Annotated in this window: 13 protein-coding genes; 6 read left to right on the forward strand and 7 right to left on the reverse strand. The window is 70.9% G+C overall.

Annotated elements, in window-relative coordinates; genetic code table 11:
- The first annotated feature begins 115 nt into the window (after positions 1-115).
- The 5 genes from NHG85_RS18350 to NHG85_RS18370 all read left to right on the forward strand — a co-directional run bounded on the left by NHG85_RS18350 (position 116) and on the right by NHG85_RS18370 (position 4,386).
- Positions 116-1,324, forward strand: coding sequence for an AI-2E family transporter (locus NHG85_RS18350; protein ID WP_253335144.1), 1,209 nt, complete (start codon positions 116-118; stop codon positions 1,322-1,324).
- Between the two features lie 89 nt (positions 1,325-1,413).
- Positions 1,414-2,448, forward strand: coding sequence for an L-glyceraldehyde 3-phosphate reductase (gene mgrA, locus NHG85_RS18355; RefSeq protein WP_253335145.1), 1,035 nt, complete (start codon positions 1,414-1,416; stop codon positions 2,446-2,448).
- A gap of 108 nt (positions 2,449-2,556) precedes the next feature.
- Positions 2,557-3,012, forward strand: coding sequence for an A24 family peptidase (locus tag NHG85_RS18360; RefSeq protein ID WP_253335146.1), 456 nt, complete (start codon positions 2,557-2,559; stop codon positions 3,010-3,012).
- 94 nt (positions 3,013-3,106) lie between these two features.
- Positions 3,107-3,685 (forward strand): nitroreductase family protein, encoded by a 579-nt coding sequence (locus tag NHG85_RS18365; RefSeq protein ID WP_253335148.1) that lies wholly within the window; start codon positions 3,107-3,109, stop codon positions 3,683-3,685.
- Positions 3,682-4,386: an EI24 domain-containing protein gene (locus NHG85_RS18370; protein WP_253335150.1), complete on the forward strand. Its 705-nt coding sequence runs from the start codon at positions 3,682-3,684 to the stop codon at positions 4,384-4,386. Before NHG85_RS18365 ends, NHG85_RS18370 begins: the two co-directional genes overlap by 4 nt.
- Here NHG85_RS18370 and NHG85_RS18375 read toward each other — a convergent pair.
- On the reverse strand, positions 4,376-4,669 hold the full coding sequence (locus NHG85_RS18375; RefSeq protein WP_253335152.1) for a DUF1467 family protein: 294 nt from the start codon (positions 4,667-4,669) through the stop codon (positions 4,376-4,378). The two genes, NHG85_RS18370 and NHG85_RS18375, sit on opposite strands and share 11 nt — an antisense overlap.
- A gap of 11 nt (positions 4,670-4,680) precedes the next feature.
- Complete coding sequence (gene mce, locus NHG85_RS18380) at positions 4,681-5,085, reverse strand: methylmalonyl-CoA epimerase (protein WP_253335154.1); 405 nt, start codon at positions 5,083-5,085, stop codon at positions 4,681-4,683.
- A gap of 152 nt (positions 5,086-5,237) precedes the next feature.
- On the opposite strand from mce, the gene NHG85_RS18385 reads away from it, so the two are divergent.
- Positions 5,238-5,954 (forward strand): response regulator, encoded by a 717-nt coding sequence (locus tag NHG85_RS18385; protein WP_253335156.1) that lies wholly within the window; start codon positions 5,238-5,240, stop codon positions 5,952-5,954.
- Here the strand turns inward: NHG85_RS18385 and NHG85_RS18390 are convergent.
- The 5 genes from NHG85_RS18390 to truA all read right to left on the reverse strand — a co-directional run bounded on the left by NHG85_RS18390 (position 5,951) and on the right by truA (position 16,917).
- The gene (locus NHG85_RS18390; RefSeq protein WP_253335158.1) at positions 5,951-7,165 is read right to left on the reverse strand and encodes a DUF1501 domain-containing protein; all 1,215 of its coding nucleotides are present in this window, start codon (positions 7,163-7,165) and stop codon (positions 5,951-5,953) included. The genes NHG85_RS18385 and NHG85_RS18390 overlap by 4 nt on opposite strands.
- Positions 7,166-7,169: 4 nt before the next feature.
- The gene (locus NHG85_RS18395; RefSeq protein ID WP_253335160.1) at positions 7,170-8,546 is read right to left on the reverse strand and encodes a DUF1800 domain-containing protein; all 1,377 of its coding nucleotides are present in this window, start codon (positions 8,544-8,546) and stop codon (positions 7,170-7,172) included.
- Between the two features lie 86 nt (positions 8,547-8,632).
- The gene (locus tag NHG85_RS18400) at positions 8,633-14,203 is read right to left on the reverse strand and encodes a translocation/assembly module TamB domain-containing protein (protein ID WP_253335162.1); all 5,571 of its coding nucleotides are present in this window, start codon (positions 14,201-14,203) and stop codon (positions 8,633-8,635) included.
- The gene (locus NHG85_RS18405) at positions 14,200-16,029 is read right to left on the reverse strand and encodes an autotransporter assembly complex protein TamA (protein ID WP_253335164.1); all 1,830 of its coding nucleotides are present in this window, start codon (positions 16,027-16,029) and stop codon (positions 14,200-14,202) included. The genes NHG85_RS18400 and NHG85_RS18405 overlap by 4 nt, the downstream gene beginning before the upstream one ends.
- 114 nt (positions 16,030-16,143) lie before the next feature.
- Positions 16,144-16,917 (reverse strand): tRNA pseudouridine(38-40) synthase TruA, encoded by a 774-nt coding sequence (gene truA / locus NHG85_RS18410; protein ID WP_253335166.1) that lies wholly within the window; start codon positions 16,915-16,917, stop codon positions 16,144-16,146.
- Between the last annotated feature and the right edge of the window lie 105 nt (positions 16,918-17,022).

Raw genomic sequence — 17,022 nt, forward strand, 5'->3', positions numbered from 1 at the left:
GTCTGCGATCGGCCCCCTCATACGCGTGGCGACGCTGCGTAGCAATCGGGGCCCATGCGGAACCGCCCTTCGCGCGCTGACGTTGGACGGCATTGCGCATGAAGGAGCATCTGCGGTGGCGAACAGCGATACGCGCGGCGTGGCCGTGCCGGATGACGACGCGCCCCGAGACCCCTATCTCGACCACACCGAGCAGGGGCTGTCGGAGCTGCGCAAGATCCGCCGCCTGATGCTGTGCACCTTTCTTCTGGCGATGTTCACCGCGACCTATTTCGCCCGCGACGTGCTCTTGCCGATCGTCCTGGCGCTCCTGTTGACGCTGACCCTGCGCCCTGCGGTGCGCGGGTTGCAGCGCATCGGCATCCCGCCGGGGATCAGCGCGGTGCTCCTGATGCTGGCGATCGGGCTGGCCTTTGCCATCGCGGGGTATTTCCTCTCGGGGCCGATCGGTGAGATGGCAGCGCGCGCCCCGCAGATCGGCACGGAGGTGCAGGTCAAGCTCGCCGGGCTGATGGACCGGCTCGCCTCGATCCGCGAGGTCGGCGAACAGGTGACCGAGATGGCCGACGCCGCCGGCGCCACGGACGAGAAGATGGAGGTGGTGGTCGACCAGTCCGGCCCGATCCCCTCGGCGGTGGGCAGCGTTGCCTCGATCGGCTCGTCTCTCGTCGCGGCGATGATCCTGACGCTGTTCCTGCTCGCCTCGGGCGATTTCTACCACCGCCGCATCGTCGAAGCCTCGCCCAAGCTGCACGACAAGAAGCGCGCGCTGACCATCGTGCGCGACGTGGAAAAGCAGATCTCGCGCTATCTCGGCGCGATCACCGTGATCAACGCGGGCCTCGGCCTCGCGATCGGCACGGCGCTGTGGATCATCGGCCTGCCGATGCCGCATGTCTGGGGCACGCTGGCCTTCCTCTTGAACTTCATGCCCTTCATCGGCGCGATCATCGGCACCGCCGCCGCGGGCGCCTTTGCGCTGGTGAGCTTCGACAGCGTGCCTTACGCGCTTCTGGTGCCGCTGGCCTATTTCTCGCTCACCGCGATCGAGGGCAACTTCGTCACCCCGATGCTGGTCGGGCGCAGGCTGGAGCTCAACATCGTTTCGGTCTTCGTCACGGTGGCCTTCTGGATCTGGCTGTGGGGCGTGCCCGGCGCGGTGCTGGCGGTGCCCTTCCTCGTGGTGGTCAAGGCGGTCTGTGACCATATCCCCTCGCTCAGGGCCTTCGGCTCCTTCCTGTCGGGCGACCCGGCGGCCAAGGCCGACGACAGCGAAAGCGACCGGCAGGACAAGAAGGAGAAACCCGCGGCCAGGCCCGCCTGAGGCCGGTTTGACACCGGGCGAAGCCCCGGCATAGGCTCCGGCCCGATGCCGGGGGCGGGAACGGTCTCGGCCAAGAGGAGATCCTTCGCATGAGCTATACCCCTGCCGCCGACCGCTACGAGCGGATGGCCTATCGCCGCTGTGGCCGCTCCGGCCTCAAGCTGCCCGCCGTCAGCCTCGGGCTGTGGCACAATTTCGGCGACGACACGCCGCACCAGACCAAGCGCGACATCTGCCGCACCGCCTTCGACCACGGCATCACGCATTTCGACCTCGCCAACAACTACGGCCCCGAGCCGGGCGCGGCCGAGACCGCTTTCGGAGAGATCCTGCGCACCGATTTCGCGGGCTACCGCGACGAGCTGATCATCTCCTCCAAGGCGGGCTACGACATGTGGCCCGGCCCCTACGGCGAATGGGGCAGCCGCAAGTATCTCATCGCGTCGTGCGACCAGTCGCTCGAGCGGATGGGGCTCGACTACGTCGACATCTTCTACAGCCACCGCTTCGACCCCGACACCCCGCTCGAGGAGACGATGGGCGCGCTAGATCACATCGTGCGCTCGGGCCGCGCGCTCTATGTCGGCATCTCCTCCTACAATTCCGAGCGCACCCGCGAGGCAGCGGCGATCCTCAGGGATCTCGGCACGCCCTGCCTGATCCACCAGCCGAGCTACAACATGCTCAACCGCTGGGTCGAGCGCGACGGGCTCAAGGACACGCTGACCGAGCTCGGCATCGGCTCCATCGCCTTCACCCCGCTGGCGCAGGGCATGCTGACCAGGAAATATCTCGGCGGCATCCCCGAGGACAGCCGCGCGGCGCAGGACAAGTCGCTCTTTCCCTCGATGCTGAGCGAGAAGGCGATCGGCAACATCCGCAAGCTCAACGAGATCGCCGAAGGCCGCGGCCAGACGCTGGCGCAGATGGCCATCGCCTGGGTGCTGCGGGGCGGCGGCATCACCACCGCGCTGATCGGCGCCTCGAAGCCCTCCCAGGTCATCGATTGCGTCGGCGCGGTGGGCAACCTCGAATTCACCGATGACGAGCTGAAGCAGATCGACCAATACGCCGACGAGGAGCAGATCAACCTCTGGGCCAGCTCGGCCGAAATCGACGGCTGAGCCGGAAGGGGCGGGGCGCGATGCCATGATCGCGCCCCGCCCTCGACCTACTCGTGGCGTCTGGGCCGGGCAGGGTGGGCGGAATCGCACCAGCTTCGGAGCCCCGCCATGGACGATCTGCCGCTGATCCTCGCCGCGCCGCTGATGGCGGCGATGATCTGGACCGACCTGCGCCACATGCGCATCTCCAACACGCTCGTCGGTGCCGTGGCGCTTTTGGGTCTCGGCTGCGCTCTGGCCGGGCTGATGCCCGATCTGGCGCCCCGGCTGATCGCGGGCGGGGCGGTGTTCCTTGCCGGTCTGGCGCTCTTTGCCATGGGGGTGATGGGTGGCGGCGACGTGAAGATGCTCGCCGTTCTGGTGCCGCTGGTGCCGCCCGCGGCGCTGCCCGATTTCGCGATGCTGCTTTCGGCCACGATGCTGGCGGGCGCGCTGCTGCTGATGGGGGTGCGCCGTATCGCGGGCGGGCCGGAGTCGCAGTGGGAAAGCCTGCGCGCGCGCGGGCGCTACCCGCTCGGCCTGTCGATCGCCGCGGCGGCGATGATCCTGCCGCTGGGGCTCTGAACGGGAAACTGAACGGGGGGATCGGAGCCCCGTCTTTCCCCGGCCCGCGATCTGCGGCAGGAAGGGCGCGATTGCCATTCCCGCCGGAGACGACATGCCCGCACCCAACCCCCAGGCGCTCGACTTCCTGCTGACGCGCCGCTCCCGCCCCGCCAAGACCCTGACCGCGCCGGCCCCTTCGCGCGAAGAACTGCGCCCGCTGCTCACCGCCGCGCTGCGCGTGCCCGATCACGGCAAGCTGGAGCCCTGGCGGCTCATCGTGCTCGAAAAGCCCGCGCTGGCGCGGCTGGCCGGGCTGGCGGGCGCGCGGGCCGAGGCGCTGGGCCTTGATGCGGCCAAGCGCGACAAGGCCGTGGCGCAGTTCCGCGACGCCGATCTCGCGGTCGCGGTGATCTCGTCGCCGAAGGCCTCGGACAAGGTGCCCCGGATCGAGCAGATCCACTCCGCCGCCTGCGTCTGCCTGTCGCTCCTGAACGCCGCGCTGGCGTCGGGCTGGGGTGCGAACTGGCTCTCGGGCTGGGCCAGCCATGACGCGGAGTTCTGCCGCGAGGGGCTTGGACTGAAGGACGGTGAAAGCGTCGCGGGCTTCATCCATATCGGCACCGAGACCAAGCCCGCGCCCGAGCGTCCCCGCCCGGAGGTGGATGCCCTGACCGAGTGGCGCGAGGCATGATCCTGACGGATTTCGCCCGCGCTCTGGCGCAGATGGTCGATCCGCGCTTTCGCCGGGTGCTGTGGCTCGGCATCGGGCTGTCGGCAGGACTTCTGGTCGCGCTCTACGCGGGGCTTCTGGCGCTGGTCGGGGTGTTTGCGCCCGAGCATGTGACGCTGCCGCTCATCGGCGAGGTCGCATGGATCGACGATGCGCTGGGCTGGGGGTCGCTCCTGCTGATGCTCGGCCTGTCGGTGATCCTGATGCTGCCCGTGGCCTCGATGATGAGCGGCTTCTTTCTCGAAGAGGTGGCCGATGCGGTCGAGGCGAAGCATTACCCCGGCCTGCCGCCCGCGCGATCCGTGCCACTGGCCGACCAGATCCGCGACACCTTCGCCTTTCTCGCGGTGCTGGTGCTGGGCAACATCGCGGCCTTCGCCGCGAGCCTCGCCTTTCCGCCCGCCGCCCCCTTCCTGTTCTACGGGGTCAACGGCTGGCTTCTGGGCCGGGAATATTTCCAGGTCGCGGCGATGCGGCGCGAGGGGCGGGTCGGGGCGCGGACGATGCGCAAGCGTCATCCGCTGCGGATCTGGGGGGCGGGCTGCCTGATGGCGCTGCCGCTGACGGTGCCGGTGGTGAACCTGCTGGTGCCGGTGCTGGGGGCGGCGACCTTCACCCATCTCTACCACCGGCTGGCGCGGCGGCGGGCGGCTACTCGCTGACCAGCGGGCCGTTGGCGGGGGCCATGCGGTCGAACACATCGATGTCGCGCACGGTGACACCGCCCCACAGGATGAAGGCCGAAAGCGCGGCCCAGATCGGGATGGCCCAGAGCGAGGTGACCTTCACCTTGCGGCCGAGCTTGAAGTCGGCAGGGGCGGAGGCATGGGTGCCGGGCACCGTCTCGCCCGCGTCGCCCTGGGTCACCAGCCTGAGCGGCAGCACGACGAAGAACACCATGAACCATGTCACGGCAAAGAGCACGAGGGCGGCGGTGATGGTCATTTCGGGTCTCCTCAGACCTGTTCGATCTCGATCAGGCAGCCGTCGAAATCCTTGGGGTGCAAAAACAGCACCGGCTTGCCATGCGCGCCGGTCCTGGGGTTGCCGTCGCCCAGCACCCGCGCGCCCTCGGCCACCAGCCGGTCGCGCGCGGCGTGGATGTCCTCCACCTCGTAGCACAGGTGATGCATGCCCCCCGAGGGCGACTTGGCGAGAAACCCGGCGACGGGCGAGGCCTCGCCCAAAGGCTCCATCAGCTCGATCTTGCTGTTGGGCAGCTCCACGAAGACGACGCGGACCCCGTGATCGGGCAGGTCCTGCGGCGCGCTGACATGCGCGCCCAGAGGCCCCGCATAGCGCGCGGCGGCGGCATCGAGGTCGGGCACGACGATTGCGACGTGGTTGAGGCGGCCGATCATGACGGGTCTCCCTTTGGCGTAGGGGCGATATGGCGGCCCGGGGCGGGCGGCGCAACCGCGCGGATCGTCGCGGCTTAAGACGGGATTTACCAACTCGGGCCAAGATGTGTCGCGGGGCCGGTTGGGCCCCGCCGATCTCTCAGGAGGCCCCGATGCCCATCAACGTCGCCTTTCCCGGCGCCCGTGCGCCCACCGTGGACCGCCCCCTGATGGGGATGACCGTGCTGCTGGTCGAGGACAGCCGCTTCGCCTGCGAAGCGATGCGCCTGTTGTGCCTGCGCTCGGGCGCGCGGATCCGCCGGGCCGACAGCCTGCACAACGCGCGACGCCACCTACGGGTCTACCGGCCCGATACGGTGATCGTCGACCTGGGCCTGCCGGACGGATCGGGGATCGAGCTGATCGTCGAGCTGGCGCAGGCCACACCGCGCATCGACATCCTGCTCGCCACCTCGGGCGACCCTGACGGGGCGCATCCGGCGGTCGCGGCGGGGGCGGACGGCTTCATCGCCAAGCCCATCGCCCGGCTCGACGAGTTCCAGGCGGCGCTGCTGGCGCATGTGCCGACCGACCGGCAGCCCGGCGGGCCGCGGCTTTTGCCGCAGGAGGTGGTGGCCCCCGACCGCGTGGCCTTTCGCGACGACCTGTCGCTTGCCGCGCAGCTGATGCGCAGCGCCTGCCCCGCCGAGCGCGAGATCGTCTATATCGGGCAGTTTCTCGGCGGCGTGGCCCGAAGCGCGGGCGACGCGCCCTTGTGCGAGGCGGCCGAGGCGCTGGCCGCGGCGCGCGGGGAAAAGGGCTTCGGCCCGGCGCTCGCGCGGCTGTCGGCGCTGGTGGAGGAGCGGCTGGCCGAGCCCGCGCCGCTCTAGCCCAGAAGCCCCGGATCGGCGCCCAGATCAAGCCCGGGGAACACCGCCGCCTCGATCACCGAGCGGTCGAGCCCGAACAGGCCGCGCATCACCCAGCCCGCATGGGCGCGCAGATCGCGGGTGGGCATGAGATCGCGCCGGTCGTAGAGCGCCGCTTCGGACAGGCCGGGCCAATCGCCCAGCACCCGCCCGCCGCGCAGCGCCCCGCCGGCATAGAGCATCGCGCCGCCGGTGCCGTGATCGGTCCCCTTGGTGCCGTTTTCGCGCGCGGTGCGGCCGAACTCGGTCATGCACAGCACGGCCGTCTTCTCCCAGGCGGGGCCGAGCCCGTCGCGCAGCGTCAGCAGCGTGTCGCCCAGCCGCTCCAGCGCGCGGCCGAGACTGGCCGACTGCCGCTCATGCGTGTCCCAGCCGTTGATCGAAAAGCTCGCGATGCGGCTGTCGCCGCGCAGCCGGGAGGCGGCGAAGCTGGCAAGGCGCACGTGATCGCCCTTGAGCGCCTCGCCCATTATCGGATCACCGGCGGTCTCGCCCATCATCGCATCCTCGGTCTCCGGCGCTTCGGCGGCGAGCGAATCGACGATGTCCATGGCCTGCATCATGGTGTCGCGAAACAGCGGATCCTCGTGGTTGACCAGTTCGAGCAGCCGCCGCCCCTGCGGCGTTAGCCGCAGCTGCGCCTCGGGCGCCCAGCGCGCCGCCGCGGCGCGGCCCGACAGGATCAGCATCTCCTCGCGGCCGATCGCATAGGCGGTTTCGGCCGCCAGCCCCGGCACCGTTTGCAGCATGCGGTTGAGCCAGCCTTCGCGGCCCGCCGTGCCGGGCGTGCCTGCCTCGAGCATGTCCTGCCCGTCGAAATGGCTGCGCTTGTCGCGGTAGGGCGTGGAGACGGCATGGACCGCGCCGAATTCGCCCGCGGCCCACATCGGCGCCAGCCGGTCGAGCGCCGGGTGCAGCCCGAAGAAGCCCGCGTCGATGGCGCCGGTCTCGGCCTCGCCCGCGAGCGTCGGGCGCAGGGCGCGCCACTCCGGGTCACCATAAGGGCGCACCACGTCGAGCCCGTCCATCGCGCCGCGCAGCACGATCACCACCAGCCGGTTTTCCCAAGGGGCGCTGGCGAAGGCCATGGGCGTCAGCAGCGGGCTCGCGGCGGCCGAGCAGCCCAGCGCCAATCCGCCGCGCAGCAGGCCACGCCTGTCGATCCGGGTCATGCGGTCATCTCCTCTGGAAGGCGGGGCTGGCGAGCACCACGCCGATCGCCTCGCCGCGGCTTTCGGCGGCGCGGGCGGCAAAGGCCACGGCGTCGGGCAGGCCCGGCCCGACCGCCGCACCCGCGAAGGCACGCGGATCGGGCAGGGCGTCGAGCAGGCGGCCGGGCACGGTCATGGCCCAGTCGATCCGCGCGGCCATGTTGGGCGGGGTGATCCAGGCCCCGGCCTGCTCGGGCCAGCCGTCGGGGCCGAGCGGGCGCTCCCATTCCTGGCCCATCGCCGCGAGCGGCCGCTGGAACAGCCGGCGGGGGCCGGGCCGGCCGGTTTCGAGAATCCGGCGGGACGGCACCGCCAGCGCGCGCAGGCTCGACTGCACGAAATCGAAGGGCGGCTTGACCTTGCGGGCCTCCGCCTCCCACGAGGCGGGATGTTCGAGCATCGTGGCGGTGACGGCGAAGAGGTCGCCGTCGCTGTCGCGCCAGGCGGTCTCGAGCGTTGCCACGAGGGCGGGGTCGGGCGTGTCGGCCACGAAATGAACCGCGATTTTCCGCGCCATGTGCCGCGCGGTCGCCGGGTGGCGCGCGAGCATGCGCAGCGCCTCGCGAATGGTGCCGAAGTCGGAGCGGGCGGAAAAGGTGGTGCCGAGCACGGTTTCGGCGCCGGGTTCGGCGCGCCGGGGGCGATACTCCATGCCGCGCTCGATGTTCCAGCCCAGCCCGGTGAGCAGCTCGGCCAGCTCGCGCACGTCCTGCTGGCCGTAGGGCCCGTCGACCCCGACCGTGTGCAGCTCCAGCAGCTCGCGCGCGAGGTTCTCGTTGAGACCGCCGCCGCGCCGGGCGGCGGGGCTGTTGGGGCCGAGCGAGCGATCCTGGTCGAGATAGGCGAGCATCACCGGATGCGTGACCACGGCGATCAGCATCTCCTCGAACCGCGCCGCGACGCGCGGCCGGATCGCCTCTTCCACGAAGGGCGTCACCAGGTGCAGCCAGCGCTGCCCGTCGGCCCTGACCGTGAAGTGATCGGCCCAGAACCGGACCAGTCGTTCGCGCAGCCCCCCTTCGGGGGCCGCGACGCCGCGCGCGAGGCTGGTGGTGAAATTGCGCAGCTTCAGCACCCGCGCCTCGGCGCGCAGCGCGTCATAGGCTTCGCGCGCGGACTTTTCCTGCGCGGTGCCGCGCGCCTTGCGCCACCGGGTCGCGGCGGCCTGCCATTCGGCCAGAGAGGGGCGCACCTCGCCGTAGGGCGCGATCGGCAGCTGCCGGGCGATCTCGTCGCGCGCGCCGAGCGGACGCAGCATCGCCGATATGCTCTCGGGCGGTGCCAGCAGCGGCGACAGCCCGGTGCCGAAGCGGATGGCCGCGCGGTGGGGATCGAATGGCAAGGCGGGCCCTCCTAGCTGCTTCGATCATATAGGCACGCGCGGGCGCGGCGGGGAGCCCCCGCCGCAGCGCATGGCGGGAAACCGCCTCAGTAGTCGCGCTCGAAGAAGATCCCGAGGCTGGTCTCGCCATCGCTGGTGGTGCGGCCCTGCGCGGTGATGTCGTCGGTCAGGTCGAGGTTGAGGTTGATCGAGCTCTGGTCGGTCCCGACCGTGACGTCGGTATAGACGTTCTCGGAAAGGTATTTGCCGGCCCGGACGGCGGGGCTGCCGGTCTCGTCGGTGGTGATGTCGAGATCGTCGAGCCCGGTGTCGGCGCGGAAATCGTCGATCAGCCCGCCGCCCCCCGTGCCTGCGAGGGTGCCCACCGCCGCGGCGAGCTGCACCGCCTGAAGCGGCGTGATCGAGGAGAGGTCGCGCCCGAAGATGAGCTGGGACAGCACCTCGTCCTGCGGCAGGTCGGGGGTCGATTCGAAGCGCACCTCGGGCTCGTTCGCGGGGCCCTCGACGATGATGCGCACCACCGTGCCGGTCGCGGTTTCAGTGGTGGCCACGAGCCGGATGAAGGGACGGAAATCACCCTGCAGATAGGCGCCGCCCTCGTCGAGCTGGAACCGCTGTTGCAGGATGTCGAGCCGGCCGCGGATCAGCTCGAACTCGCCCACGGGGATCACCTGGTTGGTGGTGCCGCCGATCTCCAGCTCACCGCCCAGCTCGGCGTCGAGCCCGCGGCCCCGGATGAAGATGCGCGCGGGCGCGCTGATCGTCAGGTCGAGCCCGTAGCCGGGCCCGGCAGGACCCTGTGCCTCGGCCGCCGTCTCGCCGATGTCGATGCCCGCGATGGTCAGCCCGGCGCGCGCCAGCGTGCGCTGCACATCGACGGGGGCGTTGAGATGACGCACCTCAGGCAGCGCGCCCAGCGCGCCGATGCTCGAGGAGGGGACCTGGATCTCGGTCGGGCCAAGCTCGACGAGGCCCGCGATCAGCGCGCCGCCCGTCAGCGGGCCAGTGACCGTCAGCCGGCCATCGGCGGTGGTCTCGTAAAGCTCGGGGTCGCGCAGCTCCAGATCGTCGAGCGTGATGACGAGGTCGGCGTCGTAGCCGCCGGTGAGCGCGATGGGGCCGGAGATGCCGATCCGCCCGCCCTTTTCCAGCGCCGCCGAAAGCGAGAGCTCGGCCCGGTCGCCCGAGAGGCGCAGGGTGGTGTCGATGTCCTGCACCGTCAGCCCGACGGTCGGCGCGGCCAGCTGCGCGTCGGCGGTCGAGATCGTGCCGCTGACCGAGGAGAGCGCGGGCGGGCCATCGACCGAAAGATCGAAGCGGGCGGTGCCGTCGAGACGGCGCGGCGAGATCAGATCGTTGACGAGGCCGAGCTGCGCCTGACCCGTCACGTCGAGATCGAGCGTGCCGTTCGACAGATAGCGCCCCGAGACGTCGGCGCTGGTGCCGCCCGGTCCGGTGGCGCTGACATCGAGATCGAGGTCACCGGCGGCGTTGCGCGCCGCCGTGCCGGTGGCGGTGACGGGGCCGGAGAAATCGGGGGTGAAGAGGCCGATGTCGTTGAGCCGGGCCGAAAAGCGGGCGCTCTGGTCGCTGCCGGTGCCGGTCGCGTCGGCCTGCACCGAGAAGGCCGGGAAGCTGATGTCGAGATCGCGCACCGCGATCTCGCCCGGCGCGTCGCGGCTCAGCCGCGCGTCTATGTTACCCGTCCCGTCGAGCAGGCGCGAGGCGGCCTCGACGCCGATGTCGAGATTGGCGGCCTGCCCGTCGATGCTCACATCGAAGGCCGAGAGATCGGGCATGACCGTGCCCGCAGCATCGAGATTGACGCTGCCGCCGAGGGGGCGGCCCGCAAGCTGCGAGAAGGGCGCGAGCGAGGCGATGTCGGCCGAGACGCGGGTGGTGATCTGGCGGCCCTGCGCCTCGGGGGCGACGCGCCCCGTGGCGGCGATGTCGGTGCCCTGTGCGTTGCCGGTCACCTCGAAATCGATGCCGCCCTGCGCATCGCCCGAGGCGCTGGCCGAGACGGTGGCGGGACCCGACAGGCCCGGTGCGAAGGGGGCGATCTCGGCCAGGCGGATGTCGAAATCCCCCGTGGGCAGGCCGTCTGTGAGCGTGGCATCGCCGCTGGCGGTGATCTGCGGGTTCGAGAGGCTGAAGCGGGGCAGGGCGAAATCCTGCGGGCCGGTGCGGATCACTTCGGCGTCGAGCACCGTCTGCCCCGCGAGCAGCGGGTCGAGCTGATCGATGCCGGTGGTCACGTCCGTGGCGGTGCCATCGAGCGTCACGTCGAAGCGCGACAGGTCGGCGCTGGCGGTGCCGGAGGCGGCGAGGTCGATCGCGCCCGATAGCGGACGGCCCGCCAGCGTGCCGATCGGCACGAGGTCGTCGATGTCGAGATCGAGGTCGAAATCGCCCGACCCGTCCTCGATCATGGCCGAGCCGGTGACATTGAGCCCCTCGGAGGCCACGCGCAGGTTCTCGACCATGAGATCCTCGGGCCCAGTGCGCACGGCATGGCCCGACAGCGTCAGCGCGCCGCCGAACAGCGCATCGGCCGCGTCCTCGCCGGTGGCGAGGTCGGTGGCGCGGCCGTCGAGGGTCACGTCGAAGGTCGAGGCGTCGAGCGCCGCCGTGCCACTGGCCGAGAGCTGCGCCTCGCCTGCCAGGGGGCGGTCCACCGCTTCGCCCACGGCGGAGAGATCGCGCGCGTCGAGATCGAGGTCGAACTCGGCCTGCCCCTCGATCACCTCGGCACGGCCCGTGGCCGCGATGGCGGGGCCGTCGAGCCTCAGATCCTCGACCGAGAAGCTCTGCGGCCCGCTGCGGGTGGCGTGGCCCGACAGCTCGACCCAGCCCCGAAGCAGCGGATCGGCCTGCGCGATGCCGGTGACGAGATCGGTGGTGACGGCGTCGAGCGTGACGTCGGCGGCGGAGCCGTCGGTTTCGGCGGTGCCAGCGGCATAGAGCTGCGCCGCGCCGGAGATCTGGCGGTCGAGCGCTTCGCCAAGCGGCGAAAGATCGGCGGCGTCGGCCTCGATGTCGAATGTGGCAGTGGTGCCGTCGAGCGCGGCCTTGCCGGAGGCGCGGACCCATGGCGCCGCGAGGATCAGATCCTCGACCGAAAACGCCATCTCGCCCGAGCGAACCGCGTGGCCCGAAAGCTCGACCCGGCCTTCGAGCAGCGGATCGGCCTGTGCGATGCCGGTGACGAGATCGGTCGCGGTGGCGTCGAGCGTGATGTCGGCGCGGCTCAGATCGGTCTGCATCTCGCCCGTGGCCGAGATCTCGATCGCGCCCGACAGCGGCATCTCCACCGCCTCGCCCACGGGGGCGAGATCGGCGGCGGAGGCGTCGATGTCGAACAGGGCGGTGGTGCCGTTGAGCTCGGCGCGGCCCTTGGCGGTCAGGCTCTGTGCCACGAGGTCGAGATTCTCGACGCGGAAGCTTTCGGGGCCGGAGCGCACGGCGCGGCCAGACAGGCTGGCCTGCCCGCGCAGAAGCGGGTCGGCCTGCGGCACGCCGGTGACGAGGTCGACCGTCTCGGCGTCGATCACCAGATCGAAGGTCGAGGCATCGGGAGCGAGCGTGCCCCGGGCCGAAAAATCGGCGGCGCCCGAAAGATCGCGCCCCGCGATGGTCGAGAAGGGGGCGATGTCGCGCAGGTCGGCGGTCATGTCGAGCGTGACCTGCCCGCCGTCCTCCTCGGAGACCTGCGTCGCGTCGATCACCGCGCGGCCATTGGGCAGGGTGGCGATCACATCGGCGGTGGTGACGCCGGCCGCATCGCGCGAGGCGGTGCCGGTGAGGCTTGCCGGGCCGGTGACGCCGTCGAGCGCGAGGCCCGCGTTCTCGACCGAGATGTCGAAATCGGCGGAGCTTGCGCCCGAGGTGATGTCGGCCTGCGCCGTCGCGGTCATCTCGGGCGTGGCGATGCGCAGCTCCTCGACCCGGGTGCCGGTCTCGTCGCGCGCGGCGCGCAGGGCGATCTCGCCCGCGCCACCGATATAAGGGTCCAGCGGCGCGATCCCGAGCGCGAGGTCCTGCGTGGTGCCCGAGAGGGTGACGTCGAAGATGCCGTCGAGCGGGCGGATGGTGCTGTCGATGTCGAGATCGGCGCCACCCGCGAGGTCGAGCCCGGTCAGCCCCGAGAAGCGCTCAAGCCGCTCGGCGGCAAGGCTCAGCGTCGATGTCGTCTCGAAGCCGTTCTCGGAGCCCGCGACGGTGCCGGTCGCATCGAGCGCGATGCCGGGGCCATCGAGGGTGATCCGGTCGATCATCACCGGGCCGTCGCCATCGCGCTCAAGCACGATCTCGCCGCCGATCTGCTCGCCCAGCGCCTCGGCGAGGTCGGCGTCGTCGAATTGCAGCCCGCGGGCGGTGTAATCCACGTCGGCGGTGAACAGGCTCGGCGCGACATCGCTCTCGCGCACGATCACGCCGCCGCCCTGCACAGTAAGCTGCGGCACGCTGAGCCCGGGGCGGACGAAGTCCTGCGCGGACAGGTCGATCACCCATTGGTCGCCGGTGCTGGCGTCGAACTGCAGCGCCAGTTTCGCCTGGCCGAGCCGCGTCTCGCCGCCCGCCACGGGAAGGGTGACGGGGCTGCCGTCCTCTTGGGCGATCTCGCCGGTGAGATCGAAGCTCTCGGGCCAGCCATCGGCACCGATCCGGGCCGAGCCGTCGAGGCTCAGCGCCTGCGCGTCGATGCTCAGACGCGACAGCGCCAGCGCGCCGTCGGCGCCGCGCGATCCGGTCACCGCGAGGCCGACGTCGGGGCCGAAGAACTCGGCGTAATCGGGGGCGATGAGCGGCGTGACGTCGCCATCGACGTCGAGCGAGAAGGCGAGCGGCGCCGTGCCGCCCTCGGGCGCCTCGTCGCGGTCGAGCGCAAAATCGCCGCTGATGCGCGGCTGCCCGTCGGTGGCGAGCGAGATCGCGGCGTCGAAATCGTCGATCGGCCCCGCGCCTTCGACCCGAAGCTCGACCGAAGGTTTGCCGGGCAGGTCCAGAAGCCGCGCGGCGATGCCGTCCTCGGCCTCGTCGAGCGCCAGGGTCACGTCGAGCAGGCGGCTGTCGTTGGAATAGCTGCCCGACAGCTCGAAGCGGCCCGCCTTGTCGCCCAGCCGCTCGGCCACGAGTTGCGCCTCCCCCTCGCCACCGGCGAGCTGGGCCGAGCCCTGCAGGCTGAGCGCCACCTCCTCGTCGAGGAAGGCCTCGCCCAGGACCAGCCGGTCGACGGCCAGCTCGTCGAGCCGGATCGAAACCGGCAGCTCGGGCAGCGAGAAGGGGGTCGCCTCGGCGGCGGGGGCCTCGGGGTCGGCCATCGGCGGGCGGGTCAGCTCGATCAGCTCGGCCGAGAGCTCCTCGACCTCGAGCCGCCCGCGCAAAAGCGCCGAGCGGTTCCAGTCGAGCACGAGGTTCTCGGCCCGCAGCCAGACGCCCTCGTCGTCGGCGATGGTCATGACCTCGATCGAGGCGGCGGAGGAGAGCGCGCCCTGAAAGCCGGTGATGATCACCTCGCGCCCGGCGCCCGAGAGATTGTCCTCGATCAGCCCGGTGAGAAAGCCGCGGTCGCGGTCGGCCTCGTCCTGCGCGGGCAGCATGGTGGGTGCTACGGTGGCGATGGAGATCGCGGCGGCGCGGGAAAGCTGCTTCAAAACGACTGTCCTATTCCGATGTAGACCTGGACGCTCTCATAGGCGTCCTCGCCGGTGACGGGGGTGGCGAGATCGAGCCGCACCGGCCCGATCGGGGTGGTGTAGCGCAGCCCCGCCCCGGCGCCGGCCTGGTAGTCGCCCTCGCCGTCGGGCAGGGCGTCCGCCTCGACATAGCCGATGTCGTAAAAGCCCACGGCGCCGATCTTTTCGGTAACGCCGAAGCGGGCCTCCAGCTGCGCGCCCGCGAAGCTCTTGCCGCCCGAGCGGACCTCGGTGGGGCCATCGCCGAAGTCGCGGCTATAGGTGACGCCGAGCGATTGGTATTCATGGCCGCGCACGGTGCCGCCGCCGCCCGAGTAGAACAGGAAATCGGCCGGGGTCTCGGCAAGGCCCGAGCCCAGCACCGAGCCCAGCTGGCCGCGCGCGGCCAGCGTCAGCCGGCCGCTTTCGCCGAAGCTGCGATAGGCGCGGCTGTCGACATAGAGCCGCGCGCCGCTGTCGGTCCCGGCGACGCCCAGAAAGGGCGTGACCTCGGCATCGATGTAATAGCCGTTCTTTGCATCGAGCGGCGCGTCGCGCCGGTCGAGCGTGGCGTCGAGCGGCAGGGTCAGCAGGGTATAGTCGCGCACCCTCGCCTCGGTCTCCTCGCGCGCGGTGAGGATGCCGATGGCGGCCGAGTAGCTCAGCTGCTCGTTGACATAGCGCGACAGCCCGACCTCGGCGCTGAACTGGTCGAGCGTGTAGTCGATCTCGTTCTCGTGCTTGATCTCGGCCTCGGCCACGAGATCGACATCGGCGCGGAAGGTGGCGGGGCGATTGAAGGTGGTGCCGATCCGGTAATCGGCGCCGCCCGATCCGGTGACGCCGGGGACCTCGCCCTCAATGCCCGAGATCTCGCCCTCGATCCGAAACCGCTCGGCCCCGCCCAGAAGGTTGCGGTGCAGCCAGAAGGCCGAAAGCCCCAAGCCCTCGACGGTGGAGATCTCGGCGCCGAAGCCGATCCGGCGCGGCAGCGATTCGCTGACCGTCAGGTCGAAGGGCAGGGTGTCGTTCGGCCCGATCTCCTCGCTCTCGATGAAGGCCACCGCGTCGAAGGCGCCGGTGCGGCGCAGGCGGGTGGCGGCGAAGTCGAGCGCCTCGGGGTCGTAGACGCGGCCCACGGGCAGGTCGGCGATGGCGCGGATGCGCTCCTCGCGCACGTCCTCGTTGCTGGTGACGGTGAGCGCGCCGAAGCGCAGCCGCGGCCCCGGCGCGAGGGTGACGGCGGCGTCGAGCCGTTCGGTCGCGTGGTCGGCGACGATGTCCTGATCCCCGACCTCGGCCTTGGCGAAGCCGACCGCCTCCCAGGCGTCGACGCCCGCGCGGGCGGCGGCGCGCATCGCATCGGCGCTGGCCCGTTCGCCGGGCGCGAACTCTTCGGGCAGCTCCGTGCCGGGGGCAAGCGGGGCGATCTCGGTGCGGCCGAAGGTGAAGCGCGGGCCCTGGTCCACCCGGATCGCGATGTCGTCGATCCGCGCGGGCGCGTCGAGCGGCGCCAGCCCCGCGGCCTCCTGACCGTTGACGAGGATCGAGACGGTGCCGCCGAAATAGCCCTCGGCGTAAAGCCCCGTGAGCAGGCGGCGGTAATCGGCGCGGGCGGCGGCGACGTAGTCCTGCGGGGTCGGGTTCTCGTCGTCCTTGAGCGCCACGAGAAGCGAGGCGTTCTCCAGCACGGATTCGAGATCCTCGTCGGCGACGTCGATCTCGAAGCGGACGTCCTGGCCGATGGCCGCGGTGGTGGTCAGGGCAAGGACCGACAGGCCGGTCAACACGGCGATATGGCGCAACTTCGATGTCCTCCCGGCGAACCGCTCGTTATTCGTGGCGCGGTCTTGGCCGGGCCTTGGCCCCATTGCTATCGCATGGAGACGGGGTGACAACAGCCTCTTCCCGGTTCCTGCTCAAATGTGATCGAAGGGATCGGGGTCGTAGCCCACGCCGGCGAGGTAGAGCCCGTGCGGCGGACAGACCGGGCCACAGGCGGCGCGGTCGCGTGCCTCCAGCGCCGCCGTCACGTCGTCGGGCGTCCATGCGCCCGCGCCCACCCGCTCCAGCGTGCCGACGAAGCTGCGCACCTGATTGTGCAGGAAGGCGCGGGCTTTCACGTGAAACCGGATCTCGGGGCCGCTCGCGCCTTCGACGCGCTCCACCTCGAGCCTGTCGAGCGTGCGCAGCGGCGAGTTCGCCTGGCAGATCGAGGAGCGGAAGGTGGTGAAGTCATGCCGCCCGATCAGCCGGTCCGCGCCCGCCTGCATCGCGTCCGCGTCGAGCGGATGCGGCACCTGCCAGGCAAGTCCCTTGTCATGGGTCAGCGGCGCGCGGCGCATCACCAGCCGAAAGAGATACAGCCGCCATGTCGCCGAGAAGCGCGCATGGAAATCACCGCCTACGAGCGCGCAGGCGGTGATGGCGACGGGGGCGGGCTTGAGATGGTAGTTCAGCGCCTCGGACAGGCGGAACGGGTCCCAGTCCTTGTGCAGATCGCAATGCGCGACCTGGCCCAACCCGTGCACCCCCGCATCGGTGCGACCGGCGGCGGCGATGGTGTGCTCGCGCGGCTCCAGGCGCCCGAGCGCGGCCTCGATCGCGCCTTGCACCGACGGATGCTCGGACTGGCGCTGCCACCCCGAAAAGGGCGCGCCGTGATATTCGACCTTGAGGGCATAGCGTGGCATGGCGCTGCGGGTAGCCCCGGTCCGGCGGCTTGGCAAGCGCGCGGCCCCTTTCATCTTTCTCCAAATACGCAAAACCGGCGTCTGCGCCCGGGCGCGCCCCTGTCC

Origin of the sequence: Limimaricola litoreus, assembly GCF_024159025.1 — a bacterium.
Lineage (GTDB): Bacteria > Pseudomonadota > Alphaproteobacteria > Rhodobacterales > Rhodobacteraceae > Limimaricola > Limimaricola litoreus.